The sequence below is a fragment of the Rhodanobacter glycinis genome, from assembly GCF_900114325.1.
GTDB lineage: Bacteria > Pseudomonadota > Gammaproteobacteria > Xanthomonadales > Rhodanobacteraceae > Rhodanobacter_A > Rhodanobacter_A glycinis.
The window spans coordinates 32,295-57,239 of record NZ_FOSR01000011.1; the positions used below are offsets into that span (position 1 = coordinate 32,295).

Consider the following 24,945-nt stretch of genomic DNA (forward strand, 5'->3'; position numbering starts at 1 on the left):
GGGCCCACGGCCGAAACATCCCGCTCACTTCACGTGAATGGTGATCCGCTTCGACACCAGCGGCGGGTCGAACGGGACGTGATGAGCATCGCCCAGCTCAAGCTGCAAGGTATGCGTGCCCGGCGCGAGCTTGAGTGTCGTCTGGGTCTGGCCGCCACCGAAATGGATATGGTGCGCATCGCTCGGAATCGGCAGCCCGGCCGCCGGCAGCTGTTTCACGTCGACCAGCAAATGGTGGTGACCGGTGCCCGCCTTCTCCACGCCGGCCGGCGCCACACCCATGCCCTTGAGGCCGAAGCGCACGGTGAAACTCTGCGGCACGGTGGCGCCGTCCCGGGGTGAAATGATGTAGACCGAGGCACCGGCAGACGCCTTGGTCACCGGCAATCCCTGCGTGGCGGCGGTGAACGTGGCACCGGACAAAACCGTCAGGGCGAACGCGATCATCAAGCGTTTCATCGACGCATCTCCATCGTGAAAGAGCGACCAGTCTATCGAGGCTGCAGGGAATCTCCACCCGGCTCGCGCATTGCACTCGCAAGCATCGGAAAGCACCCTGGCGAAACGACTGTGGCAACGTCATCGCGACGTCATGCAACAGCCATGCAGGCGCAACCCCGCACGACGATGCTGTGCGCAACGGGTTCGGGGATTGTCGCCATGCGCATTGGCATTGTCAGCGAGACATGGCCACCGGAAATCAACGGGGTTTCACTTACCGTGCATGGCCTGGCCACGGGCCTGGCTGCACATGGCCACCGCATCGACCTGGTGCGTCCCGACCAGGCACAGCCGGGAGCGCCAGAAGCCGGCATCGAGGAATTGCACACTCGCGGCATCAACGTGCCCCGCTACCCCGGTGTACGCGCGGGCCTGCCCGCCGGCCGCGCGCTGCGTGATCGCTGGGGTCGTCAGCGTCCTGATGTCGTCTATATCGCGACCGAAGGCCCGCTGGGCTGGTCTGCCTTGCGCGTCGCCCGCAGCATGGGCATTCCGATCGCCACCGGATTCCACACCCGCTTCGACCATTACGCCCACCATTACGGCATGGCCTGGACGACGCCGCTGGTGCGCATGTATCTGCGCCGCTTCCATCGTCGCGCCGCCAGCACCCTGGTTCCGACCGAAGCCCTGGCCCGCGAGCTGGAAACACTGGGCGTCGACAATGCGTGTCTGCTGCGCCGAGCAGTCGATACCTGCATGTTCCATCCGGACAAGCGCGATCTCGCACTGCGCGCGCAATGGGGCGTGACCGACGACGTCCCGGTGGCAATCTACGTGGGGCGCATGGCGCCGGAGAAGAACCTGGAACTGGCCGTGCAAGCCTTCGAGGCCGTGCGACAGCAGGCACCGGCAGCACGCTACGTGTGGGTGGGCGGCGGTCCCGCGCGCGCGGCGCTTCAAGCGGCGCATCCGGATTTCATCTTCGTCGGCATGCAGCGCGGCGAAGCACTGGCCCGACACTACGCCAGCGCCGACCTGTTTCCGTTTCCCAGCCTCAGCGAAACCTTCGGCAACGTCATCCTCGAAGCGATGGCCTCCGCCTTGCCGGTGGTGGCCTATGACGTGGGTGCCGCGCACGAACATCTGCGCGACGGCGTCAACGGCTACTGCATCAAGCCTGGCGATGCTGGCGCTTTCATCGCCGCCACCAGTCTTCTGGCCGAGCACTCCGGGCAGATCCGCCGCATGGGCCGCACCGCGCGCGAGGATGTGGAACGGCTGTCGCCGGAAACCGTGGTTCGCGAATTCGAAGCCTTGTTGACCGACCTGACCAGGGAGCAAGCCCATGCACGCCACGCCCTCCCCACCCGCACCTGACACACCGCGACTTGCCATGGATGCACGCCTCTGCATGCTGGCCAACCGCTGGGGTGCCCGCCACACGGTCGGCACTTTCTTCGCCGCCATCAGCCGCCTGGGCGATGGCGTGTTCTGGTACGCCGTGATGCTCGCCCTGGTTTTGCTGCATGGCTTGCGCGGCCTTCATGCGGCCTTGCACATGGCCGCGACCGGCCTGGTTGCGCTGCTGCTCTATCGCGTGCTCAAGCGCTATACGCGACGCCCGCGTCCGTTTCGTACCTGTCCCGGCGTGATCGCGCACCTGCCGCCACTGGACGAATTCAGCTTCCCTTCCGGCCACACGCTGCAGGCCGTCGGCTTCACCATCGTGGCGCTGGCGTGGTATCCCGCGCTGGCGCCGCTACTGCTGCCGTTCACCGCGCTGGTCGCGGCTTCGAGGGTGATCCTCGGACTGCATTACCCCAGTGACGTGCTTGCAGCGCTGGTGATCGGCAGCGGTCTCGGCGCACTTTCGTTGTGGCTGGTTTCCTGGGCGATCCCGTTCGCCTGAGCAAATGTTGCCCAGCATGTCGCGACACGTTGCGCAATCAAGCAGATAGGCCATCTATCCACAGGCTTTACCCAGCCAGCTCCACAGTCACTGTGGAAAAGCTGAAGCACGCTGCGCAAATTTTCATCAACGCGTGCCAAGTGCTTGTCGGCAAAGCCATGAAATCGGCTTGTCCACAGCTTTGTTCGACAACCATCCACACAAGCTGTGGAAAACCTCCAGGGCAGAAACGACGATGCCGCCCGAAGGCGGCATCGTCGTTGCGATCATGTATCGACGCTCACGCGGCGCGCGGCGCCTTGGTCATCAGGCCAAGCAGGTCGGCCAGCTTGTCGCGCATTTCGCGGCGGTCGACGATCAGGTCGATGGCACCATGCTCGACTAGGAATTCCGAACGCTGGAAACCTTCCGGCAACGTCTCGCGCACGGTCTGCTCGATCACGCGCGGGCCGGCGAAGCCGATCAGCGCCTTCGGCTCGCCGATATTGATGTCGCCCAACAAGGCCAGGCTGGCGGACACGCCGCCGGTGGTCGGATTGGTCAGCACGCTGATGTACGGCACGCCGGCATCGCGCAGCCGCGCCAGCGCCGCCGAGGTCTTGGCCATCTGCATCAGCGAAAACAGGGATTCCTGCATACGCGCGCCGCCGGTGGCGGAGAAACACACCAGTGCGCTCTTTTCGGCCAATGCCTTCTCGGCCGCACGGGTAAACTTCTCGCCCACCACCGAGCCCATCGAGCCGCCCATGTAGGCGAAGTCGAAGGACACCGCCATCAGCGAGCGGCCCTTGAGCTTGCCGCTCATCGCGATCATCGCGTCCTTCTCGCCGCTGGACTTCTGCGCGGCGACGATGCGGTCGCGATACTTCTTCGAGTCGCGGAATTTCAGCGGGTCGTTGGCTTCCATGCTCGACCACCATTCCCTGGTCGAACCTTCGTCGAACAGGGACTGCAGGCGCGCACGGGCACGGATGGCGTGATGATGGCCGCACTTGGGGCACACCATCAGGTTGCGTTCCAGCTCCGGCTTGTACAGCACCGTGCCGCAACCGCCGCACTTCTCCCACACGCCTTCGGGCACCTTGCCCTTGCCGGCAGCAGCGGCGGAGCCTTGCGTGCGAACACGCGGAGTCATGATTTTCTGCAGCCAATTCATCGCAACACCTCGAACGTTCCTGGCCTCGAAGCGGCCAGGTCAGCCGTTTCAAGGTGCATCAAGCGCCGTGCGGATCGGTTCAAGGAACGCCCGCGCACGCGCGGCGATCTCGCCTTCTTCATCCGCACCTGCCAACCGTTCCACCAGCGCGCTGCCGATCACGACTGCATCGGCGAAAGCGGCAATGGCTTTCGCACTCTGCGCATCGCGCACGCCGAAGCCCACCGCCACCGGCGTCCTGGCATGGGCCCGGATATCCGCCACGCGAGCGGCGATGTCCGAGGTGCTCAAGCGCCCCGCGCCGGTAATCCCGGCGAACGACACATAATACAGGAAGCCCTCGGCCGACTCGCACAACGCTGCCATACGCGCGGGTGCGGTGGTTGGCGCCGCCAGCAGGATCTGCCGCAAGCCGGCCTCGCGCAACGATGCCAGCACCGCGGATTCCTCCAGTGGGCAATCGACCAGCAGCACGCCATCGACTCCCGCCTGCACGGCTTCCCGGGCAAAGCGCGCATAACCGTGGATCTCGACCGGGTTGAGATAGCCCATCAGCACCACCGGCGTGTCTGCATCGCGCTGGCGGAACTCGGCGACCCAGCCCAGCACATCGGCCAGACCGACGCCCTTCGCAATCGCGCGCTCGCTGGCGTGCTGGATCACCGGACCGTCGGCCATCGGGTCGGAAAACGGCACGCCCAGCTCGATCAGGTCGGCACCGGCCTCGACCAGCGCGTGCATCAACGCCACCACATGTTCGGGCGACGGATCGCCCGCGGTGACAAACGGGATCAGGCCGGTGCGATGCGCAGCCTTGAGTTGGGCAAAACGAGCGTCGATGCGATTCATAAGGCAGAAGTGAGCCAAGAGTAGTGAGAAGTGAGAGAGAGCCGAGGCAAGTGCGAGAGGTGTCGGAGTGCGAAGCTTTTCTCTCACTCCTCACTCCTCTCCACTCACTCCTAGACTTCGACTCCTTCGCGTTCGGCGATCGTATGCACATCCTTGTCGCCACGGCCGGACAGGTTGCACAGCACGATGCCGTCCTTCGGATATTCGCGCGCCAGCTTGATCGCCTGCGCCACCGCATGACTGGATTCCAGCGCGGCAAGAATGCCTTCGCTGCGCGCCAGCAGGTGGAAGGCCTCCAGCGCTTCGTCGTCGGTGACACCGACGTAATCGGCACGACCGGCATCCTTGAGGAAGGCATGCTCCGGGCCGACGCCGGGATAGTCGAGGCCTGCCGAGACCGAATGCGTTTCGGTGATCTGGCCATTGTCGTCGCACAACACATAGGTGCGGTTGCCGTGCAGCACGCCCGGCCGACCCGCCGCCAGCGACGCGGCGTGATGACCGGTGGCAATGCCCTCGCCCGCCGCCTCGGCGCCGACGATGCGCACGTCGCGGTCGTTGAGGAAAGCATGAAACAGGCCGATCGCGTTGGAGCCACCGCCCACGCATGCCGTCAGCACGTCGGGCAAACGGCCGTACTGTGCCAGCATCTGCGCGCGCGCCTCGCGACCCACGATGGCATTGAAGTCGCGCACCATCAGCGGATACGGATGCGGCCCGGCCACCGTGCCGATGATGTAGAAGGTGTCGGCGACGTTGGTGACCCAGTCGCGCATGGCCTCGTTCAAGGCGTCCTTCAACGTCTTCGAGCCCGAGGTGACCGGCACCACCTCGGCGCCCAGCAGTTTCATCCGGTAGACATTCGCCTTCTGCCGCTCGATGTCCACCGCCCCCATGTAGACCACGCACTCCAGACCCAGCCGCGTGGCCACCGTGGCGCTGGCCACGCCATGCTGGCCGGCGCCGGTCTCGGCGATGATGCGGGTCTTGCCCATGTGCCGCGCCACCAGCGCCTGGCCCACGGTGTTGTTGATCTTGTGCGCGCCGGTGTGGTTCAGGTCCTCGCGCTTGAGCAGGATGCGCGCGCCGCCCACGTGCTTCGTCAGCCGTTCGGCAAAATAAATCGGGCTGGGCCGCCCCACGTAATTCGTCAGGTCGCGATCCAGCTCGGCGATGAAAGCGGGATCCTTGCGCAAGCGCAGGTAGGCCTCGGTCAGCTCGGCCAGCGGCGCGATCAGTGTCTCGGCCACATAGCTGCCGCCGTAATTGCCAAAACGGCCTTGCGCATCGGGCCAGGCATGGAAGTCGTCAATCGTGGACATCGCCGTTACTCGCATGAGGGAAATCGTCGCAACGCCAGAGCATTGCGACAAGGCGTTTACCCTAGCGCAGCGGCGCATCCGGAAAAAGCGATAAGATCACCACAACCTGTCAGAAAAACTCACAGATGCCATGTCCCGCGAACTGCCCTCGCTGAATGCCTTGCGTGCCTTCGAGGCGGCGGCGCGGCTGGAAAGCGTGAGTCGCGCCGGTCTCGAACTGCACGTGACCCACGGCGCGGTAAGCCGACAGATCCGTGCCCTGGAAGCCGAGCTTGGCGTAGCGCTGTTCAGCCGCGAAGGGCGCGGCCTGGCACTGACGGCCGCGGGCCTGCGCCTGCGCGACAGTGTCGCCGGGGCATTCACGCAACTGCGCAAGACCTGCGAGGAACTGCGCCACGGCGCAAACCACGCACCGTTCGTGCTCGGCTGCTCCGGCAGCGTGCTGGCGCGCTGGATCATTCCACGCATGGACCGGCTGGGCCGCGACTTGCCGGAACTGAAACTGCACCTGTCCGCCGCCGAAGGCATGCCGGCCGCCGCGCTGCCCGGCCTGGACGCCGCGTTGCTGCTGGCCGAACCGCCCTGGCCGACGGAATGGCAGGTGCACGAACTCGCCCCGGAACGGATCGGCCCCGTATTCAGTCCGCGTCACCCGCATCAGGCCGCCCTGCGCAAGGCCAGCGCCACCGCCTTGTGCAAGGAAGCCCTGCTGCACACCGCCTCGCGCCCGCAAGCGTGGCCGGCATGGGCGCGCACGCAACGCATCGCCGCCAGCCGCCTGCATTACGGCCAGTCGTTCGAACATCTTTACTATCTGCTGGAGGCGGCAGTAGCCGGCCTCGGCGTGGCCATCGCTCCGCAGCAACTGGTGGCCGACGACCTGGCCGCCGGCCGCCTGCTTGCGCCGTGGGGGTTTCGTCCAACCCGGGCGAGCTGGGCCCTGTGCGCGCCAAAGCGCGCTGGCGATGCACGCGTGACCGCACTGTCGAACTGGTTGCAGCGGGAACTGATGCAGCCTTGAATGAAGCGTCAAAGGTGCTGGCGCGCACCCTGCTTCAGTTGTTCGATGGTCTCGGGCGTGAGTGGACCGAGCACGCCCCTGCGATGCTCGGGGATATGCGCAATGGCTTCTTCGTCACCGAATACGTAGTGATCCAGCAGGTTCCGCCAACTGTCGCGCTCGGCGGACGGCAGCGCACGGAAGGCGAGCAGGCAGTGGTACAGCGCCGCCCGCGCATGCCCGGTGTGGTAGCCCGGGATATCGACCGGGTTCCACCAATAGTTCACCAGCGCGTTGAGCCGCTCCAGCGATTCGACGTTGTGCCACCACAAGGGCGGCATGTAGATCGCATCGCCCGGATGCAACTCGGCCACCTGCGCCGCCGCCAGTGCGCGCTTCAGGCGCGGATAGCGCGGATCATCCGGCCGGTCCAGCCGCGCCATGCTGATCGCGGCACCGGTGGGTGCGAAATCCAGCGGGCCGATGTAGAGGTTCGGCAGCTGCTCCGGCGGGAACAGCGTGAAGCGGCGCGTGCCGCACACCACGCAGGCGATGTTGTGCTGCGAATCGAAATGCGTGGGCGTGGTGACCCGGTTGCCCATCCACAGGCGCGGCTCCACGCCGGGGTCAAGGAAAGGCAGCGCATGATCGGCAAGGAATCCGGGCAGGCAATCGCGGATCGGCGCACTCTGGATCACCAGCCCCGGCGCATCTTCGCGCCGGCTGTACTTTGCCAGGCGCTGCAGCCCCAGGGTCACCGGCACCTTGAAGTGCTGGTAGCTGAGATCGCTCATGTCCGCCGTGTAGCCGATGATGCCATCGGCGTCCGGCTCGATCATCAAGGTGCTCACGTCGGCACCGTTGTCCAGCTCCGCCAACCGCTGCGCGAAGGCCGTGTCCGACTGTTGCGCCAGCTTCACGATCGGCCAGTCACGCACCAGGCCACGGATCACCAGCGGACGCTCGCGGCCCAGCACGTCGTCGAGTCCGAACGGGCGATCACCGCCGGCCTGGTATTCCTCGATGGCGGCGGGCGCAGGGGTCGCGCGGGAAAGTTCGCTCATGACGCTTCTTCCGTCTTGTCCGCGGCGCGCACGGCCGCAATGAAAGCCGCCAGCCTGGCCGGGTCCTTGATGCCTGGCGCGGACTCCACGCCGCTGGCCACGTCCACGGCCCACGGTCGCGCCGCCCGAATCGCCGCGCCCACGTTGGCGGCATGCAGGCCGCCGGCCAGCAGCAGCGGTTGCGCCAGGTCGTGCGGCATCAGCGACCAGTCGAACGCCTTGCCACTGCCGCCGGCCTCACCGAGACTATGCCCATCGAGCAGCAAGCCCATGGCATCGGGATAAGCGCGCAACCTCGGCAATGCGGCAGCCCCCTCGCCCATCGCCACGGCCTTCAACCATGGCACGCCGAATTGCGCGCACCAGTCGTTGTTTTCCTCGCCGTGGAATTGCAACAGGTCGGGCCGCACCGTTGCCAGCACCTCCTCGACCAGGGATGCCTCGTCGTCCATGAACAGCGCCACGCAGGTGACGAACGGGGGCAGCGCGCGGCGGATCGCCCGGGCCTGTGCGATGTCCACCTGCCGCCGGCTGCGGGCGGTGAACACCAGACCGATCGCGTCCGCCCCCAGTCGCGCCGCCAGCAGCGCATCCTCGGTCCGGGTCATGCCGCAACACTTGATCCGCGTCATTGGCTCACCTCCGGCGGCAGGCCCCAATGTGCCTCGTAGCGTGGCCCCATGAAGGCCAGCCCGTTGGGCAACGCGGTGGGACCGGCCACGTCACGATTGCGCCCGGCCAGCAGTTCGGCCATCCACTCGACCGGCTGTTCGCCACGACCGATCGGCAGCAGCGATCCGACGATATTGCGCACCATGTGGTGCAGGAAGGCATTCGCCTCGATCTCCACCACCACCTCCTCGCCGCTGCGATGCACGCTCACCGCCAGCACGCAGCGATTGGCATGCGCGGCCTGGCACGACGCCGCGCGGAAGGCGCTGAAATCGTGCTCGCCCAGCAGGGCCTGCGCCGCGGCATGCATGCGTCCGGCATCCAGCGGCAAGCGCTCCCAGGTCACGTAGCGCGCACGCAAGGCCGCCCGTATCGGGCGATTGAGAAGGGTGTATCGATAACGCCGGCTACGCGCGGAAAAACGCGCATGAAAGTCTTCCGGCACCGCATGCGCCCAGAGCACCGCCACGCCCGTGGGCAGGTTGGAGCAAGCGCCAAGTGTCCAGCCGCGCAGGTCGCGTCGGGCCTCGGTGTCGAAATGCACCACCTGGCAAACGCCGTGCACGCCGGCATCGGTGCGACCGGCACAGGTGACATCCACCGGGTGGGCCGCCACCGACGACAGCGCCTGCTCCAACGCGCCCTGCACGGTCGCGCCGTGGCTCAGCCGTTGCCAGCCGAGAAAGCCGGTGCCGTCGTATTCGATGCCAAGAGCGATGCGCATGAAGAAACCGCAGAACACATGAAGAGCAAAGCGTAGCAGGGCCGCAACGACAACGGGCCGGCAAAGCCGGCCCGTTGTCGGAAACCATCAATCGTGATGCAAGAACGTCAGGCTAGCTTTTCCAGCAAGCCCTTCGCCACGTCCTTCTGCATCTGAGTGCCTTCCTGCAAGACCTCTTCGAGCATCGCGCGGGCGCCATCGGGATCGCCCATGTCGAGGTAGGCGCGGGCCAGGTCGAGCTTGGTATCGACCGGGTCGTCATTGAGCTCGCCGAAATCGCCGAACTCGTCGCCGGCCGGCTCCGCATGCGATGTCGTGGCCGGCTCGTCGAAGTTCCAGCTCGACACGGCTTCGTCCTTCGGCGCAACCACTGGCTCGACCGGCTTGACCGGAGCCGCAGCCGCTTCCGCTTCCTCGGCGGCAGCCTGGGCGCGAGCCTGTTGCGGTGTCAGGTTGAAGTCGAAGTGGTACTCGCTGACCTTCTGGTTCGCGCGCAGCGGCGGCGGGGTCGGACCCGTCGACGCATCGACCGGCGCCTCGTCGGCGTAGCTGTCCAGGTCGAACTCGTTCAACGCCTGGATTTCATCCTCGGTGCGTGGCGGCACGACTTCGTCGTGAACGTCCGCGTCGTGATGCGCATGGCTCTCGTCGGCATGGGCGAACAACGGGTGGCCCGGGGTGAGATCCTCGCCCATGTGCACCACGTCCTGCCACTCATCCTGCTGCGGGCTGCTGACATGCGCATACATGGCTTCGGCCGCGGCCTCGAAATGTTCGACGTCTCGACGGCTGTAATACAGGCTGACCAGCTCCAGGTGCAGGCCCACGTCATCCGGATGCTCGGCCAGCTGGTCGAGCAGTTCGTCCTGGTCGGGATCGGCGCCGCCGGCAGCCGACGGGATCGGCGCGTCACCGAAACGATCGGCCAGCGACGACGGCGGGGTCGGACGACCCGGCGTGGCCGCCTTGCCGCGACGACCGCGTGAAGCGAGCAGCATGAGCAGGCCCAACACCACGATGGCGGCAACGGCGATCATCGCCCACGTCTGCATGTACCAGGGCTGCTCGGGCGACGGCGCAGGATGAACCGCCGGGCGCTTGTGCACCACGGGCTTCTTCACCGCCGGCTTGGGGGCGGCGACGACTGGGGGCGCGGCAGCTGCGCTGCTCGCCACGGCAGGCGTGGTCGCGGTCGATGCCGTGCCTGCGTGGGCTGGAGCCGCTACCGCCGGCTTGGGCGTTTCATGCGCCGTCACGGCCGCCACCAGCGGCGCCGTGGCATTGCTGGACGCAGCCTCGGCTGGCGCCGGCGTGGCCGCCAGCGGCTTGGGCGGCGGCAGCCCGGCGGCCTTGCGCGCGGCGGCCAGCTTGGCCTGCAGCGCGGCAATCTCGTTGTCTTTCAGCGACAGCAGGCGCTGGTTTTTGCTGTTGATGTCCTTCAGGTCCTTCAGGCGCGAATTCAGGTCCGCGCTCTGCTGCTGCAGGCTGGCCAGCGTTTCCTGGCTGCGCTGCAGATCCTGGCGCAAGCTGGCGACCGAACCATGCTTGCCGCCGCCGGAACCAGCGCCCTGTCCGCTGTTGCCGGCCGGTACCAGCGCCAAGCGATCGCCGGTGCCGGCATGGCTTGTCGGCGAGTTGGACGCATTGGCGCGGGTGGCGGCGGCCGCCACGGAGGTCGGCGTGCGCGCGGCACCGCCACTCCAGTCGCTGTTCTGCCGCCGCACGGCAGCGGCGGCCTCGGCCACCTTCATCGCCAGGGCGTCGTCACGCGAAGGAACGCGCAACACCGCGCCGGCCTTCAGCGCATTGATGTTGTCGCGATAGAAGGCATCCGGGTTGGCCTGCTTCAACGCCAGCATCATCTGGTCGACGTTGACCCCGCTGGGTGCCACGTCGCGAGCGACAGCCGACAGCGTCTGGCCGCGTTGCACCGGACCGTACTCGCCATTTTTCACTCCGGCAGCGGGCGCCTGGCGGGCCGTGGTCGACGGCCGGGGGCTTGCCGGCGCCGCATGGCTGGCGGCGGCATGGTGGCCCGCGTGGCGGTTGCCGGAGGTCGCGCCGGCCAGTTTGCCGGCCGGCGGATCAAGCAGTACCGGATATTCGTGCACGCTGGTGCCGGCGGCGCTGCTGACTTCGATGAGCAGATCGATATAGGGGTTGTTGACCGGCACGCTGCTGGTAACCAGGATCACCTTGTGGCCGTGCTCATCGGCCACCTTGAACTGCAGCGGCACGGAGGGACGGCCATCGGTGATGCCGGCGCGGGTGAAGGCATCGCTCGAGGCGAGGCGCGCGCTCAGGTTCTGCAATTCCGCCGGACTGGCCGGATTCACCGGAATTTCCACCCGCAAGGGCTGGCCCAGTGCGGATTTGACCTGGATCTGACCCAGATTGAGTGCCAGTGCCTGACTACTGCCCAGCGCGAGCGCTGCCAGCACCGACAACTTCAACGAACGATTCATGCCTGCTCCCCCAACTACCCGAATACCGCCAGTTGCTTTCGTCACCGCGGAATGACGGCAACTTTACGAATTGAGGCGTCACTTTAGTTAGATAGCCGCCAATCAACAATAGCCGGGGGAGGGAAATGGGCAGTGCATCGCGCCTTGAAGGCTGTCGGGCCCACCAGACTCGACAAGCTCCCGGTCCGTACCGATCACTGCCCCGCGGGGGAAGGCCTCTGACCGGATTGCACCGCCTGCAGCTGTTTCTTCAGCTCGGCGATGGTGCTGTCCTGTTGCTGCAGCCGGGCCGCCGCCTGCCGGCTGCGCGACTCCTGCTCTGCCACGCCCTGCTGCAGCCGCGCTACCCGGCTTTTGTCGCGGCTCAGCTGCTGTTGAAGCGGGCTGGATGCGGCCGGGGCGGCGGCGACGCGCGGGGCCGCCGCCTGCGTACCCGCCGCCAGGGCCGGCAGCGACAACAAGCCCAGCGTCAGCAGGCCGGGCACACACGAAAACGGCAAGCGATACGTCACAGATAGTTCTCGATCAGCAGTTCGGCAATCTGCACGGCATTCAGGGCCGCGCCCTTGCGGATATTGTCGGCGACAACCCACAGGTTGAGCCCGTGTTCGCCGGCCAGGCCCTCGCGGATGCGGCCCACGAATACCGGATCCTTGCCGGCCGCATCACCCACCGGCGTAGGATAACCGCCCGCCTTGCGCTCGTCCTGAACCACCACGCCATCGGCCTGTTCCAGCAGTTCCCGGGCCTGTTCGGCCGTGATCTTGTCGCGCGTCTCGATATGCACCGCCTCGGCGTGGCCGTAGAACACCGGCACGCGCACCGCGGTGGGGTTCACCTCGATCGACGGATCCTCCAGGATCTTGTGCGTCTCCCACACCAGTTTCATTTCTTCCTTGGTGTAGCCGTTGGGCTGGAAATCGTCGATGTGCGGGATCACGTTGAACGCGATCTGCTTCGGGAATTTCTTGCTTTCCACGTCCTGGAAATTGAGCAGCGCCGCGGTCTGCTTGCCCAGTTCTTCCATGCCCGAGCGCCCTGCCCCGGACACCGACTGATAGGTCGCGATGTTGATCTTGTCGATGCCCACCGCCCGGTGAATCGGCGCCAGCACCACCAGCAATTGCATGGTCGAGCAGTTCGGATTGGCGATGATGCCGTGCGTGGTGTACTGCGCGATGGCGTGCGGATTCACCTCGCTCACCACCAGCGGGATGTCGTCCTGGTAGCGAAACTCGGAGGTGTTGTCGATCACCACCGCACCAGCCGCGGCCGCACGCGGTGCATGCACCTTGCTGACCGAGCCACCAGCCGAGAAGAACGCGATATCCACGCCCTCGAAGTCGTAATCGGCCAGGTTTTTCACCGTCACCTGCTTGCCCGCGAACTCCACCTTGCCGCCAGCGGAACGCTCGCTGGCCAGCGGCACCAGCTCGCTGACTGGGAAATCGCGCTCGGCGAGGATGGCGAGCAGGGTCTCGCCCACGGCGCCAGTGGCGCCAACCATCGCAACCTTGTAACTGCTCTTCTTGCTCATCGGATAGATTCTTGTCGGGGTGGTGAAAGAGGCGCGCGGGCCACGGCCAGCGCTTCGGGGTTCAGCAGGTTGGGTGGATGCCCGGCATGCGGGCCATGGCCGAACAGTGCCAATACATTGTCCACGGCCACTGCGGTCATCGCGCGACGGGTTCCGGTCGTGGCGCTGGCGATATGCGGGCTGAGCAGCGCGTTGTCGAGCGCCAGCAGGTCGGGATGCACGCGCGGCTCGCCCTCGAACACGTCGAGTCCGGCCGCGGCCAGCCGCCCGTCGCGCAAGGCGGCGGCCAGCGCCACATCGTCCACGATGCCGCCGCGCGCCACGTTCACCAGCACCGCAGTCGGTTTCATCTGCGCCAGTTCGGCGGCGCCGATCGCGTGACGGGTATCAGGCGTCAGCGGCAACACGAGCACAAGGAAATCCGCTTCGCGCAGCAAGTCCGCCTTGTCCACGTAACGCGCATGGCATTCATGCTCGGTGGCCTCGGGCAGGCGTGAACGGTTGTGGTAGATCACCGGCATGCCGAATCCCGAAGCGCGACGCGCCACGGCCTGGCCGATACGCCCCATGCCGAGAATACCCAAGGTGCCACCGCGCACATCGGTGCCCAGCCAACCCTTGAATTCGGTGGCATGCCACTGGCCCGCTCGCAGCCAGCGTTCGGCGGCGCCCAGGCGCCGCGCCGCGCCCAGCAACAGCGCCCAGGCATGGTCGGCCACGCTCTCGTTGAGCACGTCGGCCGTGTTCGAGGCAGCGATGCCAGCGGCAGTGAGCGCGGCCACGTCGAGGTTGTCGTACCCCACGGCCAGGTTGGCCACGATGCGCAGGTGCTTTGCACCCGCCACTTCCGCCGCACCAATGCGCTCTTTCATGCCGACGATGGCTGCATCGTGGGAAGCCAGTTTCGCCACCAGATCAGCCGGGCCCAAGGTCCGCTCCACCGACTCTTCCACCACGCGAAAATGCGGTTGCAACCGCGCGATCACGTCGGGAAAGGTGGGGCGCGAGACCCATACGCTGGGCTTGTCGGTCATCTGTCCTGGTTCCAATACTGCGAACGACCCGTCACGGGATGCGCGGTTGCACCGCGCCCACATCGCCACATTGGGCGCGGTGACGCAGTGCATGATCCATCAGCACCAGCGCCATCATCGCCTCGGCGATAGGCGTGGCACGAACGCCGACGCAGGGGTCGTGACGGCCCTTGGTGACCACTTCCACCGGCTCGCCGGCCAGGTTCACGCTGCGGCCGGGAATCAGGATGCTTGAAGTGGGCTTCAGCGCGATCGAGGCAACCACCGCCTGACCCGTACTGATGCCCCCAAGGATGCCACCGGCATGATTGGACGTAAAGCCGTCCAAACGCATTTCATCGCGATGCTGGCTGCCGTGTTGTTCGACGGCCGCGAAACCGTCGCCGATTTCCACACCCTTCACCGCATTGATCGACATCAACGCCGACGCCAGATCGCCATCCAGCTTGCCGTAGATCGGCTCACCCCAGCCCGGCGGCACGCCATCGGCCACCACGGTAACGCGCGCACCGACCGAATCGCCGGATTTGCGCAGCGCATCCATGGCCTTTTCCAGCTCCGGCACCTGTTCCGCGCAGGGCCAGAAGAATGGATTCTGCTCGACCGCATTCCAGTCGAAACCGCGAGGCTTTGCGTCGCCCAACTGCGACAGGTAACCGCGCACGCGCACGCCGTGGCGCTCGGCCAGCCACTTCTTGGCGACTACTGCGGCGGCCACGCGCATGGTGGTCTCGCGTGCCGATGAACGACCGCCGCCCCGCGGGTCACGGATACCGTACTTCTGCCAGTAGCTGTAATCGGCGTGACCGGGGCGGAAGGTTTGCGCGATGTCGCCGTAATCCTTGCTGCGCTGGTCGGTATTGCGGATCAGCAGCGCGATCGGCGTGCCGGTGCTGCGTCCCTCGTACACGCCGGAAAGAATCTCCACCTCGTCGGCTTCACGGCGTTGCGAGGTATGCCGGCTCTTGCCGGTGGCGCGACGATCGAGATCGTGACGAAATTCGCCGGCATCGATCGGCAGCCCCGGCGGACAACCGTCGATCACGCAGCCAATCGCCGGCCCGTGGCTTTCGCCAAAGGTGGTGACGGTGAAGAGTTTGCCGAAGGAATTGCTGGACACGGGGTTTGGACGTCCATCCGATGAGAGCCGTCCAAGCTTACCCGGGTTTGCGCCGCATGTCGCGGCGCACAAGAAACCTCAACCAGCGGCCCGCGCACGCCACTCGCGGGCAAGCAGCGCGTAGATCGCGTCGTCGGCCCATGCGTCGCCATCACGAAAACTTTCGCGAAAATGCGCCTCCTGGCGCATGCCGAGCCCTGCCAGCAACCGTACGCACGGCGTATTGCGCGGATCGACCGAAGCGAACACCCGATGCCGCCCCAGCTCGCCGAAAGCGAGGTCAAGCATCGCCGCCAGCGCCTCGGTAGCCAGCCCTTTGCCCTGCCACGATGGAGCGAGGCTGATGCCCAGTTCCACGGTATCCCTGCCCACGAAATGCAGGCCGAGGTCCCCCGCCAGTTCAGCGGAATCGCGCCAGCGGATGGCGAACTGGAACCAGCTGTCCGGCGTGTCAAACACCACGCCCTGCTGGCGCTCGATGAACTCCCGCGCCGCCTCGACCGATCCCGGGCGCCACCCCTGGTAACGGCTGACCCGCGGGTCGGCACGGTAGGCGAACAGCGTCGCGGCATCGCCTGGATGAAGTGCATCCAGCCGCAATCGCGCCGTGGCCAGTTCCATCGATCAGCCAGGCCGGCGCGCGACGGCGGCGGCATGAATTACCGCCGCATACTCGACCAGGTCGCGCCGCTCCAGCGCAAACACGCCCATCGGTCCGACCTTGAACTCGATCCACACGAACGGCACCTCGGGCAGCAAGGCCGCCAGCGCGTGCTCGCTTTCGCCCACTTCGACGATCAGCAGGCCGTCGTCGCTGAGCAGGTCGGCCGCTTCATCGAGGATGCGCAGGCAGATATCCAGCCCGTCCTCGCCCGAAGTGAGACCCAGCTTCGGCTCGTGCGCGTACTCGCCCGGCAAGGCGGCGTACTCGTCCTCGGTGACATAGGGCGGATTGGACACGATCAGGTCGTACTTGCGCCCCTTCACGCCCGCGAACAGGTCGGACTTCACCGCTTCGACGCGGCCCTCGACATGCTGGAACGCGATGTTCTCGCGGGCCAGCGCCAGCGCGTCATCGCTGATATCGACGATGTCCACCTGCCAGTCCGGGTTGTACTCGGCCATCGCGATGCCGATGCAGCCGGAGCCGGTGCACAGGTCCAGCGCGCGTTCGATCTGGCGGCCATCCAGCCACGGCGCGAAGCCCGACTCGATCAGCTCGGCGATCGGCGAACGCGGCACCAGTGCGCGATGGTCGCTCTTGAACTTCAGCCCGGCGAACCAGGTTTCGCCGACCAGGTAGGCCACCGGCAGGCGCTCGCTGACGCGGCGCTCGATCAGCGCCAGCACCTGCTCGCGCTCGGCCGTGGTGAGCCGACCGGCACCATAGGCCGGCGGAATGTCCGGCGGCAGGTGCAGGCAGGCCAGCACCAGGTGCGTGGCCTCGTCGATGGGGTTGTCGTGGCTGTGGCCGAAGGTCAGCCCGGCCGCCGAAAAACGGCTGGCACCGTAGCGGATGAAATCGATGATGGTGGCAAGTTCGGCGGTCACGGCGACACCTGAAACGATAAAGACCGGCAAGTATAGCGAGGGAGGAGTGAGGGAAGAGGAGTGAGAAGTGAGAGAAGGCAGCTTGCCGGGAACTCATGCCTTTCTCTCACTTCTCACTCCTCTCCACTCACTTCCCGCTCCTCTTCCCTCACTGCTGCCCCCTATACTTCGCCGGATGACTTTCAAAGTATTCCTCCAATACGCCCTGCCACACCGCTTCCTGTCACGGCTGATCTACTGGGCCACGCGCTGGACCTTCGCGCCGTGGAAGAACTGGCTGATCGGCACCATCGTGCGCAATTACCACGTGGACATGACCGAGGCCGTGCAGCCCGATGCGCTGGCCTACCAGCACTTCAATGCCTTCTTCACGCGCAAGTTGAAAGCCGGTGCGCGCCAGGCCGACGCCGATCCGGCCGCACTGATCTCCCCGGCCGATGGCCGCATCAGCCAGGCCGGCACGATCGTCGACGGGCGGATCTTCCAGGCCAAGGGCCAGGATTACACCGCCGCCGAACTGCTCGGCGGCAGCGAGGCCGAGGCCGCGCCGTACCGCAATGGCCGCTTCGTCACCGTCTACCTGTCGCCGCGCGACTACCACCGCGTGCACATGCCGCTGAAAGGCACGCTGAAGGAAACCGTGCACGTGCCCGGCCGCATCTTCAGCGTGGCACCGTTCGCGGTGGAAGCGATTCCGCGCCTGTTCGCGCGCAACGAGCGGCTGGTCTGCCACTTCGAAGGCGAACACGGCCCGTTCGTGGTGGTGATGGTGGGCGCCATCCTGGTGTCATCGGTGGCCACGGTGTGGGACGGTCTGGTGATCCCGCCCTACGCCTCATCCATCCGCCGCAAGTCGTTCGAAGGCCAGGGCATCACGCTGGAACGCTTCGCCGAAATGGCACGCTTCAACATGGGTTCCACCGTGATCATGCTGCTGCCGGAAGGCACGGCCGAGCTCGATGCCTTGCAGCCGCAGCAGCCGATCCAGGTGGGGCAGCGACTGGGAAAAGCGGCACTCTGACCCAGTTGCACACCCGGAACGTGACACATTCCGTCATTTTGTGACGCTCTGGGCATACGGCGTCTTCACAATCGTTATGCTCCTCGCTTGCCCGGCGCTTGCGCCGCCAGCCAGATCGAGGACTGCATGCATATCGTCACCCGACTCATTGCGATGAACCGCGCCAGGCAGCTGCAGCGCCAGTTCCAGGAGATCGAACGAAGCATCCATGCACTGCCCGGCCGCAGCCGCGCGCGCCTGGGCACACTGACCCTGCGCGAGATCGGGCAGGCTTCGCAGTGCGACTTCCCCCACCTCTATGGCACACCGCCCGAGGATCGCTACCAGCCGTGGGGCCAGGGCACGGCGATCGGTTTCACCCGTGCGCAATCGGACAATGCCGAAGTGGCCTTGCGCGGCATCGCGCTGTGGCTGGCGGTGGCTTACCACGAAACCAAGGAGTCGCCCCACGCCAGCGTGCAGCCGCAGCACCGCCAGCTATTGCGCGTGTTGCGCGAACTGAAGGAAGTACACCATCGTGACGGCGACATCGCCGAGCAGTGGATGAATTCCAGCGCTGCGGCCTGAAGCCGCCAGGTCCGAGGGCAGGACGAACCTGCCACACTCATCACTCGACGCAACACCTTTCCAACGCCCGGCACATGCCGGGCGTTGGCGTATCAGCGCCGGCAGGCAGGCAGCTTCAGCACCTGGCCGACACGAATGCTGTGATGGCGAATACCGTTCAGGTGTTCGATCTCGTGCACACTGGAACAACCCTGGCGACGCGCGATGCTGCTGATGGTGTCGCCATGACGCACCGTGTAGCGCCGGGCCTTCGAAACCGGTGGCGGATCGTGCCGCACCGGCACCACTGGCACCACGGCGTTGTGCAGATCACTGGCCAGGATCGGCCACGGCCCATCCACGCAGCGCGAGGCGTACGCCTTTTCCAGCGGCTTGGGCAATTGCAGCACGGCACCCACCGGCTGCTCCTGCTGCGGATCGAGTCGCGGATTGAGGTTGCGCAAGGTACGGAACCAGCCGTCCTGCATGCCACCGGCTTCGCCGAGGCAGACGGTAAGCTCCGAAATCGAGGCCGCGCGCTTCAGCGTGATGTGCCCCGGAACGCCGTCGATCTTCGGGAAACGCAGGTTGTAGCTGTTCGGATGCAGGAACAACCATGCCGCCGCCAGCACGGAAGGCACGTAATCGCGGGTTTCCTGCGAGAGCTGGTCGTAGATGCGCGGGTCGTAGAAGCTCACCGAGGTGTCGCTGCCCACCAGTCGGCGCATGCGTCCCTCGCCGCCGTTGTAGGCGCCCAGGGTCAGTTCGAGGTTGTCGTTGAAGGCCTTGAGCTGCTCATTGATGTACGCAGCATTGGCACGCGCGGCATCGGCGGGATCGAAACGCGTGTCGAAGCCGTTGACGTTGCCCAGCCCGAAGCGCAAGCCGGTGGCATACATGAACTGCAACGGCCCGGCCGCGCCCGAACGCGACACCGCATGCACCTTGCCACCGGATTCCTTCGCCATGATGCCGAACAGCAGCGCCTCGGGCAGGTCCGCCTTCTGGTATTGCGGCCACATCTCGTGACGCAGGTACTCGTAGTTGACGTAGGCGTCCATCAGGTTCGGGCGCCACTGGGTCAACCACATTTCCAGCGCAGCCTTCACCGGGCCATTCATCGCAATCAGCTCGGACAGCTTCTGCCCGTGCAGCAGGATCACGCTGCGCTGCGCCTGCGGCAGACTGGCCGCGCCATTCAGGCCGGCGACCTGGCCGCTGGGGGATTCGTTGTCCTTGTCATCGGGTGATTCGTCGCCGATGAAGCTGCCATCCTTCAGGCGCAGCAGATGATCGAATACCGAGAAGAAGCGCTGCGGGTCGCAGCCCTCGGTGTTCTCGCAATGCGCGGCGGCATCACGCAGCTGATCCAGCGATTGCTTCAAGGTCTTTTCCGACGCATCCGTGTCGTTGTCGCGCGCTTGTTGCAACGCGGTTTCGTAGCCCTGGCTGGCCTGGTCGAGCTGGGCGTACAGCGCCTTCACGGAAGCCGGAGCCGCCGGTTTGCTGCCACCCGTGGCGCAGGCAGCGAGCAGGCCCAGCGCCGCGGCCAGGGGAGCGAGACGCAGGGAACGTGCAACAGGGAAGTACGACATGAGGAACATCTGACCGCGGGAAACGCCCACGATAACGGGCAATGCAGGTGGACTCAATGTGCGTCGACAGCTATCCACGCGCGGTGCGAGTGCGCCGACGGCAAATCGCCACGGTTGGCTACAATCCCTGCAACCCCATTGGACGGAATGCCATGACTGACATCCTCATCGGCCGCAACAACAGCACCAGCGTCAGCCTCGACCCGCACTTCGGCAACCGCCACGGCATGATTGCCGGCGCCACCGGCACCGGCAAATCGGTCTCGTTGATGGTGCTGGCCGAAGGTTTCTCGAAGCTGGGCGTACCCTGCTTCCTGGCGGACGTGAAGGGCGATCTGGCCGGATTGGCGATGGCCGCCGGCGCGCCGGGCGACAAGCTCAAGGCACGGCTGGACAAGCTCAAGCTGAGCGACTGGAAGCCGCAGGCCAACCCGGTGGTGTTCTGGGACCTGTACGGCAAGCTCGGCCATCCGGTGCGCGCCACCATCAGCGAGATGGGCCCGACCCTGCTCGGCCGTGTGCTCGACCTCAACGACACCCAGCAAGGCGTGCTGGAAGTGGTCTTCAAGGTGGCCGACGACAACGGCTGGCTGCTGCTGGACCTGGCCGACCTGCGCGCGATGCTCAACTTCGCGGTGGACAACAGCAAGGACATCTCCACTCACTACGGTCTGATCAGCAAACAGAGCCTGGCCGCGGTGCAGCGCGCCCTGCTGCAACTGGAACAGGATGGCGCCGATCAATTCTTCGGCGAGCCCGCGCTGGAACTGGCCGACCTGATGCGCCAGGACATGAGCGGCCGCGGCGTGATCAACGTGCTGGCCGCCGACCAGTTGATCCTGAAGCCGCGCCTGTACTCCACCTTCCTGCTGTGGCTGCTGTCCGAGCTGTTCGAGCAACTGCCCGAAGTCGGCGACCTCGACCAGCCCAAACTGGTGTTCTTCTTCGACGAGGCACACTTGCTGTTCGACGATTGCCCGTCGGCTCTGCAACAACGGGTGGAACAGGTGGTGCGGCTGATCCGCTCCAAGGGTGTGGGCGTGTATTTCTGCTCGCAGAACCCGGACGACGTACCCGGCGAAATCCTGGGCCAGATGGGCAACCGCATCCAGCACGCGCTGCGCGCCTTCACCCCGCGCGACCAGAAAGCGGTGAAGGCCGCCGCCGAAACCTTCGTGGCCAATCCGAAACTCGACGTCACCGAAGCCATCGGCAAACTCGGCGTGGGCGAGGCATTGGCTTCCACCTTGGGCAAAGGCGGCGTGCCCGCCCCGGTGGAACAGATACTGGTGAGCACACCGTGCTGCCGCATCGGCGCCATCACCGCCGACGAGCGCAACACCATCCGCAGCCGCTCGCCGGTGGGTGGCAAATACGACACCTCCGTGAATCGTGAATCGGCGGCGGAAATGCTGGCCAAGCGCGCCGACGACAAGGCCGCCGATGCAAATGCCGTCGCTGCCGACGCGCCGACCAAGGCCGCAGCCAGCGGCGAAACCGGCCCGGCCTGGAGCGGCGCCGTCCACGATGCCCTGTTCGGCACCAAGCGCCGCCAGGGCATGATCGAAACCATGGGCAAGCAAGTAGTGCGCACCATGGGCAGTCAGCTCGGCCGGCAGATCCTGCGCGGCGTGCTGGGCGGCATCTTCGGCGGCAAGCGTTGAACGCCTGCCCGCGACCTCGCCGCGGCAGGCGATCTCATGTAGGAGCGCACCCTGTGCGCGAAGGGTTTTCGCGGTACCCGACAAGAGCTTTTCGCGCACAAGGTGCGCTCCTACATCACCCCGTGCAGGGTCCGAAAGATCGTGGGCAAGCTCCCGCCGAAGGACAGGCATGAGTCGCTGGCGCCCACCTTCTCCCGGTTCCACCGCGATCATCACCCGCGAGGGTTTCGAGCGGCTGAAGGCCGAGCTCGACCATCTCTGGCACGTGTTGCGCCCAGAGGTGGTGAAGGCACTTGCCGCCGCCGCCGCCGAAGGCGACCGCTCGGAAAACGCCGAATACACCTACCGCAAGAAGCAGCTCGGCGAGATCGATCGTCGCGCACGCTACCTCAGCAAGCGCATCCCCGCACTGAAGGTGGCCGAGGGCGCACCGGCCGACCGCGACGCGGTATTTTTCGGCGCTGCCATCACGCTGGAAAACCTCGCCAGCGGCGAGGAAGTCCGCTACCGCATCGTCGGTCCCGACGAGACCGACGCCAAGCTGGGCTGGATCAGCATCGACTCGCCGCTGGCCCGCGCGGTGCTGAAGAAGCGCGTCGACGACGAGTTCGAAGCCGAACTGCCTGGCGGGCGCACGCACTTCCTGATCGTGGATGTGCGCTACGCGGCGTAATCGTCTTTACCCGGCCTGTTCCGCCAACGCCTCCGCCAGCGCCAGGTATTCCTCACCTTGCTGCAGTCCCGCGATGAAACGCGCAGGGATCGCCTCCAGCCCGCCGATGGCACCGCACAGCGCACCGGTGAGCATGGCGCGCGCCTGATTCTGCCCGCCTGCGTTCACCGCGTGGAGCACGCCCTGCTCCACATCGCCCTGGAAGCGCGCCGCGAGGTAATAGGCCGCGGGAAACTGGTGATACACCGCGCACGGCAGGCCATAGACCAGGCTAACCTTCGACGCCGGCTCGATGGAAACACACGGATCGTGCGCAGCACGGGCGATCGAGGAGACCGTGAGCAAGGCATCAGGCGAAGCGAACTGTCCCGCCTTGAGCGGCGTCTCCGCACCTTGCGGCACGTCCAACTCTCCGCTGGTCACGGCGTGGAACGGCAGCTCGCCGGACTTCACCATGCCCATCAAGCGGCCGGACAGGTCCGCATCCAGCGCCACCCCATTCACCAGCTGTCCCAGCACGGCGGCGAAAGCCAGCGTCATCGCGCCCACCGTGGGGTCGCGCTGGGTCAACGCCACGTTGGCACTCACGTGACGTGCCAGCTGTGCCGGGTCGCCGGCATGACGCAGCGCAATCGCCAACACCCGCTCCGCTGCCTCGGTGTTGTCCGCCAGTCCCGCCACCTGCCCCCAGGGCAAGCCCGCCCGGCGCTTGCCCCACGCCTCACGAATCGACTGGCTGGTGTAGCCACCCGGCCCCGCCATCGGCGTGCCGTCCAGCAGCGGAAACAGTTCCTGATCCATCCGCGCGCAGAAATCAGCCTCGTCGTAACCACCGCGCTCCACCAGCGAGCGTGTTGTCAGCGCGAGGATGAAGCCCGCCTGCGACGATGCGCCTGCGGGCAAACCCTCGTGGTAGCGCCCAGGCTTTGGCGCCGTGTAGTCAGTGATCCACTCGCCGTAGTCGCGACGCAGCGCGTCCAGGTCGTAGTACCAGTGCGGACCAAGCGCCAATGCGTCGCCGATGAAGGCACCCATCAGGGCGCCCTGGATGCGGTTTTTCCTTGAAACGGATGACGAAGCGTGTGACATGCGGGTTTACCTGCAATGACGAAGCCGGGCCATCGTAACGCCGGTCATGTGAGCACCTCGAAAAGCAGCTGGCCGGCGACGTCACCACCGATGGGAGCAACTCGTCCACGCACGATGTCGCGTCAGCCGTCTTCCCCGCAGCCCGCTTGCGAAGCGCGCCCGATATGTTCATCCGTGGAATGCTCAAGCGCGGGCACCCAGGAACGGGGCAGGTTCATTCCCGGCACGATCAAACGGATGCAAGTGAACCTGGCCCTGTTTTGCGGTGGACTACGACTGATCGATCAGCCGGGCATCACTCGTCTAAGATTCCGGAAAATCCACGACGGCGCCTGGTGCGGGCATTTCCCCATCTCGACCATGCTCGGTTTGCGCGGGCAAGGCGCGCCACGTCTTGCCTGCGTCGAAATCATCCAGATCCGGGTAATCGCCAAGCGTTTCATAGCTGGCGATGACGAATGGCAGCCCTTCGCCAGCCAGCGGAGCAGCGCCGTCACTGACGTGAAAGTGAAGATGGGGCCCGGTCGAGTCACCGCTGAAACCGAGCGCGCCGATGACCTCGCCGCGACGCACGTGCTCGCCGACATGCACGCGAATGCTGCCCGGTTGCAGGTGCTCGTAATGCGCGTAGCGGCCACCACCCAGCGCGAGCGACACGAAATTGCCACTGCCCTCGCCCAGCGGATGCCGCGGGTTCTTCAGCGTTTTGCTCTCGGGGTAGTCATTGCGCGTGGCGACCACCGTGGCATCGGCCACCGCCAGCACGTCCTCGCCATAACCGAGCCAATTCCTTGCCACCTGCGCGTTGGAGCGCGCGTGATGCCCACGCCTGTCCAACTTGAACCAGTCGATCGCGAAACGCGCGGGGATTCGCGCCCGCCCATCCAGCGCGAACATCACCCGGCGATGTCCACGTGGCACGGACGCGTCGTAGATGGCGACCCACGGCCCGCCGCGCAGAGGCGGTGCAAGGCTCACCGGCGCGCGCCGATCGACCGCAAACGCGCCACCCGTGACCTCGCCAGGTTCCCCCTCGTGCGAGATGGTCCGATACGCCAATCGGTGGATCAGCCTACGCGGCACCCGCGCATCAGCGGGCAGCACCACCTCCACGTAGATCACCGCCTGCATGCCGGCCGCCAGGCCTTCGGCACCCGGCGACTTGTCGGTACCGGCGATCGCCATGCGGGCCACCAGCGCGGGGCCGGCCCAGGAAGCCAGCGGCTTTTCCGTCGCATCCGCATCCAGCACGTCCAGTGCCGACGGCAGCAGGCTGACGCCGGCATAGTTCGTCACGTGCAGTTCGTAGACCAGTTGTCGGTGCCCATCGACCATCACCGCCATCGGTGCCCAAGGCACCTGCAGGTCGAACGATTGGCGCGGTGTCGAGGCGCTGGCAGGTGTCCACAAGCACACCAGCAGCATCACCAGGAGAAACCGGATCATCGTTGCATCTCCAGTTGGGGACACGCGCCGGCAGGTTGATCCACACCGGCGGCGAGGCGTTTCC

Annotated in this window: 24 protein-coding genes; 7 read left to right on the plus strand and 17 right to left on the minus strand. The window is 66.0% G+C overall.

Translation table 11 applies throughout. From position 1 onward, the window contains the following. Positions 1 to 24 precede the first annotated feature (24 nt). The gene (locus tag BMY90_RS12385) at positions 25 to 459 is read right to left on the minus strand and encodes a DUF4399 domain-containing protein (protein ID WP_092704345.1); all 435 of its coding nucleotides are present in this window, start codon (positions 457 to 459) and stop codon (positions 25 to 27) included. A gap of 201 nt (positions 460 to 660) precedes the next feature. Here BMY90_RS12385 and BMY90_RS12390 point away from each other — a divergent pair, with 201 nt between their 5' ends. Continuing rightward, complete coding sequence (locus tag BMY90_RS12390; protein ID WP_092704347.1) at positions 661 to 1,821, plus strand: glycosyltransferase family 4 protein; 1,161 nt, start codon at positions 661 to 663, stop codon at positions 1,819 to 1,821. Next, positions 1,790 to 2,353, plus strand: coding sequence for a phosphatase PAP2 family protein (locus BMY90_RS12395; RefSeq protein ID WP_092704349.1), 564 nt, complete (start codon positions 1,790 to 1,792; stop codon positions 2,351 to 2,353). Before BMY90_RS12390 ends, BMY90_RS12395 begins: the two co-directional genes overlap by 32 nt. A 280-nt stretch (positions 2,354 to 2,633) precedes the next feature. Here BMY90_RS12395 and accD read toward each other — a convergent pair whose 3' ends face one another. From accD to trpB, 3 genes are all read right to left on the minus strand, one after another. Further along, on the minus strand, positions 2,634 to 3,509 hold the full coding sequence (accD, locus tag BMY90_RS12400) for an acetyl-CoA carboxylase, carboxyltransferase subunit beta (protein ID WP_092704351.1): 876 nt from the start codon (positions 3,507 to 3,509) through the stop codon (positions 2,634 to 2,636). A gap of 48 nt (positions 3,510 to 3,557) precedes the next feature. Then, positions 3,558 to 4,358 carry a tryptophan synthase subunit alpha gene (trpA, locus tag BMY90_RS12405; protein ID WP_092704353.1) on the minus strand — a complete coding sequence of 267 codons (801 nt, stop codon included), beginning with the start codon at positions 4,356 to 4,358 and terminating at the stop codon, positions 3,558 to 3,560. Between the two features lie 110 nt (positions 4,359 to 4,468). Continuing rightward, the gene (gene trpB / locus BMY90_RS12410; protein WP_092704355.1) at positions 4,469 to 5,680 is read right to left on the minus strand and encodes a tryptophan synthase subunit beta; all 1,212 of its coding nucleotides are present in this window, start codon (positions 5,678 to 5,680) and stop codon (positions 4,469 to 4,471) included. Between the two features lie 130 nt (positions 5,681 to 5,810). On the opposite strand from trpB, the gene BMY90_RS12415 reads away from it, so the two are divergent. Next, entirely contained in the window at positions 5,811 to 6,701 is an 891-nt protein-coding gene (locus BMY90_RS12415; protein ID WP_092704357.1) for a LysR family transcriptional regulator, read from the plus strand. Positions 6,702 to 6,709: 8 nt separating this feature from the next. Here BMY90_RS12415 and BMY90_RS12420 read toward each other — a convergent pair whose 3' ends face one another. From BMY90_RS12420 to prmB, 10 genes are all read right to left on the minus strand, one after another. Next, complete coding sequence (locus BMY90_RS12420; RefSeq protein WP_092704359.1) at positions 6,710 to 7,744, minus strand: cupin-like domain-containing protein; 1,035 nt, start codon at positions 7,742 to 7,744, stop codon at positions 6,710 to 6,712. Then, positions 7,741 to 8,376 carry a phosphoribosylanthranilate isomerase gene (locus BMY90_RS12425; protein ID WP_092704361.1) on the minus strand — a complete coding sequence of 212 codons (636 nt, stop codon included), beginning with the start codon at positions 8,374 to 8,376 and terminating at the stop codon, positions 7,741 to 7,743. The genes BMY90_RS12420 and BMY90_RS12425 overlap by 4 nt, the downstream gene beginning before the upstream one ends. Continuing rightward, complete coding sequence (gene truA / locus BMY90_RS12430; protein ID WP_008207705.1) at positions 8,373 to 9,140, minus strand: tRNA pseudouridine(38-40) synthase TruA; 768 nt, start codon at positions 9,138 to 9,140, stop codon at positions 8,373 to 8,375. Before truA ends, BMY90_RS12425 begins: the two co-directional genes overlap by 4 nt. A gap of 107 nt (positions 9,141 to 9,247) precedes the next feature. After that, positions 9,248 to 11,605, minus strand: a complete 2,358-nt coding sequence (locus BMY90_RS12435) for a motility hub landmark protein FimV (protein ID WP_092704363.1) — start codon at positions 11,603 to 11,605, stop codon at positions 9,248 to 9,250. Positions 11,606 to 11,799: 194 nt separating this feature from the next. Then, the gene (locus BMY90_RS12440) at positions 11,800 to 12,105 is read right to left on the minus strand and encodes a hypothetical protein (RefSeq protein WP_139201743.1); all 306 of its coding nucleotides are present in this window, start codon (positions 12,103 to 12,105) and stop codon (positions 11,800 to 11,802) included. An 8-nt stretch (positions 12,106 to 12,113) separates the two neighbouring features. After that, positions 12,114 to 13,142: an aspartate-semialdehyde dehydrogenase gene (locus tag BMY90_RS12445; protein WP_092704367.1), complete on the minus strand. Its 1,029-nt coding sequence runs from the start codon at positions 13,140 to 13,142 to the stop codon at positions 12,114 to 12,116. After that, complete coding sequence (locus BMY90_RS12450; protein ID WP_092704369.1) at positions 13,139 to 14,176, minus strand: 2-hydroxyacid dehydrogenase; 1,038 nt, start codon at positions 14,174 to 14,176, stop codon at positions 13,139 to 13,141. Before BMY90_RS12450 ends, BMY90_RS12445 begins: the two co-directional genes overlap by 4 nt. Positions 14,177 to 14,207: 31 nt before the next feature. Further along, positions 14,208 to 15,296, minus strand: coding sequence for a chorismate synthase (gene aroC / locus BMY90_RS12455; protein WP_092704370.1), 1,089 nt, complete (start codon positions 15,294 to 15,296; stop codon positions 14,208 to 14,210). Between the two features lie 78 nt (positions 15,297 to 15,374). Continuing rightward, complete coding sequence (locus BMY90_RS12460; protein WP_008215712.1) at positions 15,375 to 15,917, minus strand: GNAT family N-acetyltransferase; 543 nt, start codon at positions 15,915 to 15,917, stop codon at positions 15,375 to 15,377. Positions 15,918 to 15,920: 3 nt separating this feature from the next. Further along, positions 15,921 to 16,847 carry a 50S ribosomal protein L3 N(5)-glutamine methyltransferase gene (gene prmB / locus BMY90_RS12465; protein WP_092704372.1) on the minus strand — a complete coding sequence of 309 codons (927 nt, stop codon included), beginning with the start codon at positions 16,845 to 16,847 and terminating at the stop codon, positions 15,921 to 15,923. A 175-nt stretch (positions 16,848 to 17,022) separates the two neighbouring features. Here prmB and asd point away from each other — a divergent pair, with 175 nt between their 5' ends. Together asd and BMY90_RS12475 are read left to right on the plus strand one after the other, a co-directional pair. Continuing rightward, the gene (gene asd, locus BMY90_RS12470) at positions 17,023 to 17,868 is read left to right on the plus strand and encodes an archaetidylserine decarboxylase (protein ID WP_092704374.1); all 846 of its coding nucleotides are present in this window, start codon (positions 17,023 to 17,025) and stop codon (positions 17,866 to 17,868) included. A gap of 126 nt (positions 17,869 to 17,994) precedes the next feature. Beyond that, positions 17,995 to 18,435: a hypothetical protein gene (locus BMY90_RS12475; RefSeq protein ID WP_008215708.1), complete on the plus strand. Its 441-nt coding sequence runs from the start codon at positions 17,995 to 17,997 to the stop codon at positions 18,433 to 18,435. Positions 18,436 to 18,527: 92 nt separating this feature from the next. Here the strand turns inward: BMY90_RS12475 and BMY90_RS12480 are convergent, their stop codons facing one another. Next, positions 18,528 to 20,018 (minus strand): transglycosylase SLT domain-containing protein, encoded by a 1,491-nt coding sequence (locus BMY90_RS12480; RefSeq protein WP_092704376.1) that lies wholly within the window; start codon positions 20,016 to 20,018, stop codon positions 18,528 to 18,530. A gap of 143 nt (positions 20,019 to 20,161) precedes the next feature. On the opposite strand from BMY90_RS12480, the gene BMY90_RS12485 reads away from it, so the two are divergent. Together BMY90_RS12485 and greB are read left to right on the plus strand one after the other, a co-directional pair. Further along, on the plus strand, positions 20,162 to 21,673 hold the full coding sequence (locus BMY90_RS12485) for a helicase HerA-like domain-containing protein (RefSeq protein WP_092704378.1): 1,512 nt from the start codon (positions 20,162 to 20,164) through the stop codon (positions 21,671 to 21,673). A gap of 169 nt (positions 21,674 to 21,842) precedes the next feature. Next, complete coding sequence (gene greB / locus BMY90_RS12490; protein WP_092704380.1) at positions 21,843 to 22,346, plus strand: transcription elongation factor GreB; 504 nt, start codon at positions 21,843 to 21,845, stop codon at positions 22,344 to 22,346. A gap of 6 nt (positions 22,347 to 22,352) precedes the next feature. Here the strand turns inward: greB and BMY90_RS12495 are convergent, their stop codons facing one another. Both BMY90_RS12495 and BMY90_RS12500 read right to left on the minus strand, forming a co-directional pair. Further along, complete coding sequence (locus BMY90_RS12495; protein ID WP_092704382.1) at positions 22,353 to 23,435, minus strand: ADP-ribosylglycohydrolase family protein; 1,083 nt, start codon at positions 23,433 to 23,435, stop codon at positions 22,353 to 22,355. Between the two features lie 303 nt (positions 23,436 to 23,738). Beyond that, positions 23,739 to 24,881 carry a M23 family metallopeptidase gene (locus tag BMY90_RS12500; protein ID WP_175481568.1) on the minus strand — a complete coding sequence of 381 codons (1,143 nt, stop codon included), beginning with the start codon at positions 24,879 to 24,881 and terminating at the stop codon, positions 23,739 to 23,741. Between the last annotated feature and the right edge of the window lie 64 nt (positions 24,882 to 24,945).

Bases quoted from the DNA above. Each gene is read 5' to 3' on its own strand.
- BMY90_RS12420 (WP_092704359.1), bottom strand. From the start codon at position 7,744: ATGAGCGAACTTTCCCGCGCGACCCCTGCGCCCGCCGCCATCGAGGAA.
- BMY90_RS12485 (WP_092704378.1), top strand. From the start codon at position 20,162: ATGACTGACATCCTCATCGGCCGCAACAACAGCACCAGCGTCAGCCTC.
- BMY90_RS12500 (WP_175481568.1), bottom strand. From the start codon at position 24,881: ATGATCCGGTTTCTCCTGGTGATGCTGCTGGTGTGCTTGTGGACACCT.
- accD (WP_092704351.1), bottom strand. From the start codon at position 3,509: ATGAATTGGCTGCAGAAAATCATGACTCCGCGTGTTCGCACGCAAGGC.
- BMY90_RS12450 (WP_092704369.1), bottom strand. From the start codon at position 14,176: ATGACCGACAAGCCCAGCGTATGGGTCTCGCGCCCCACCTTTCCCGAC.
- BMY90_RS12445 (WP_092704367.1), bottom strand. From the start codon at position 13,142: ATGAGCAAGAAGAGCAGTTACAAGGTTGCGATGGTTGGCGCCACTGGC.
- BMY90_RS12460 (WP_008215712.1), bottom strand. From the start codon at position 15,917: ATGGAACTGGCCACGGCGCGATTGCGGCTGGATGCACTTCATCCAGGC.
- BMY90_RS12385 (WP_092704345.1), bottom strand. From the start codon at position 459: ATGAAACGCTTGATGATCGCGTTCGCCCTGACGGTTTTGTCCGGTGCC.
- trpB (WP_092704355.1), bottom strand. From the start codon at position 5,680: ATGTCCACGATTGACGACTTCCATGCCTGGCCCGATGCGCAAGGCCGT.
- greB (WP_092704380.1), top strand. From the start codon at position 21,843: ATGAGTCGCTGGCGCCCACCTTCTCCCGGTTCCACCGCGATCATCACC.
- BMY90_RS12475 (WP_008215708.1), top strand. From the start codon at position 17,995: ATGCATATCGTCACCCGACTCATTGCGATGAACCGCGCCAGGCAGCTG.
- truA (WP_008207705.1), bottom strand. From the start codon at position 9,140: ATGCGCATCGCTCTTGGCATCGAATACGACGGCACCGGCTTTCTCGGC.
- BMY90_RS12425 (WP_092704361.1), bottom strand. From the start codon at position 8,376: ATGACGCGGATCAAGTGTTGCGGCATGACCCGGACCGAGGATGCGCTG.
- BMY90_RS12495 (WP_092704382.1), bottom strand. From the start codon at position 23,435: ATGTCACACGCTTCGTCATCCGTTTCAAGGAAAAACCGCATCCAGGGC.
- asd (WP_092704374.1), top strand. From the start codon at position 17,023: ATGACTTTCAAAGTATTCCTCCAATACGCCCTGCCACACCGCTTCCTG.
- BMY90_RS12395 (WP_092704349.1), top strand. From the start codon at position 1,790: ATGCACGCCACGCCCTCCCCACCCGCACCTGACACACCGCGACTTGCC.
- BMY90_RS12415 (WP_092704357.1), top strand. From the start codon at position 5,811: ATGTCCCGCGAACTGCCCTCGCTGAATGCCTTGCGTGCCTTCGAGGCG.
- trpA (WP_092704353.1), bottom strand. From the start codon at position 4,358: ATGAATCGCATCGACGCTCGTTTTGCCCAACTCAAGGCTGCGCATCGC.
- BMY90_RS12480 (WP_092704376.1), bottom strand. From the start codon at position 20,018: ATGTTCCTCATGTCGTACTTCCCTGTTGCACGTTCCCTGCGTCTCGCT.
- BMY90_RS12390 (WP_092704347.1), top strand. From the start codon at position 661: ATGCGCATTGGCATTGTCAGCGAGACATGGCCACCGGAAATCAACGGG.
- BMY90_RS12435 (WP_092704363.1), bottom strand. From the start codon at position 11,605: ATGAATCGTTCGTTGAAGTTGTCGGTGCTGGCAGCGCTCGCGCTGGGC.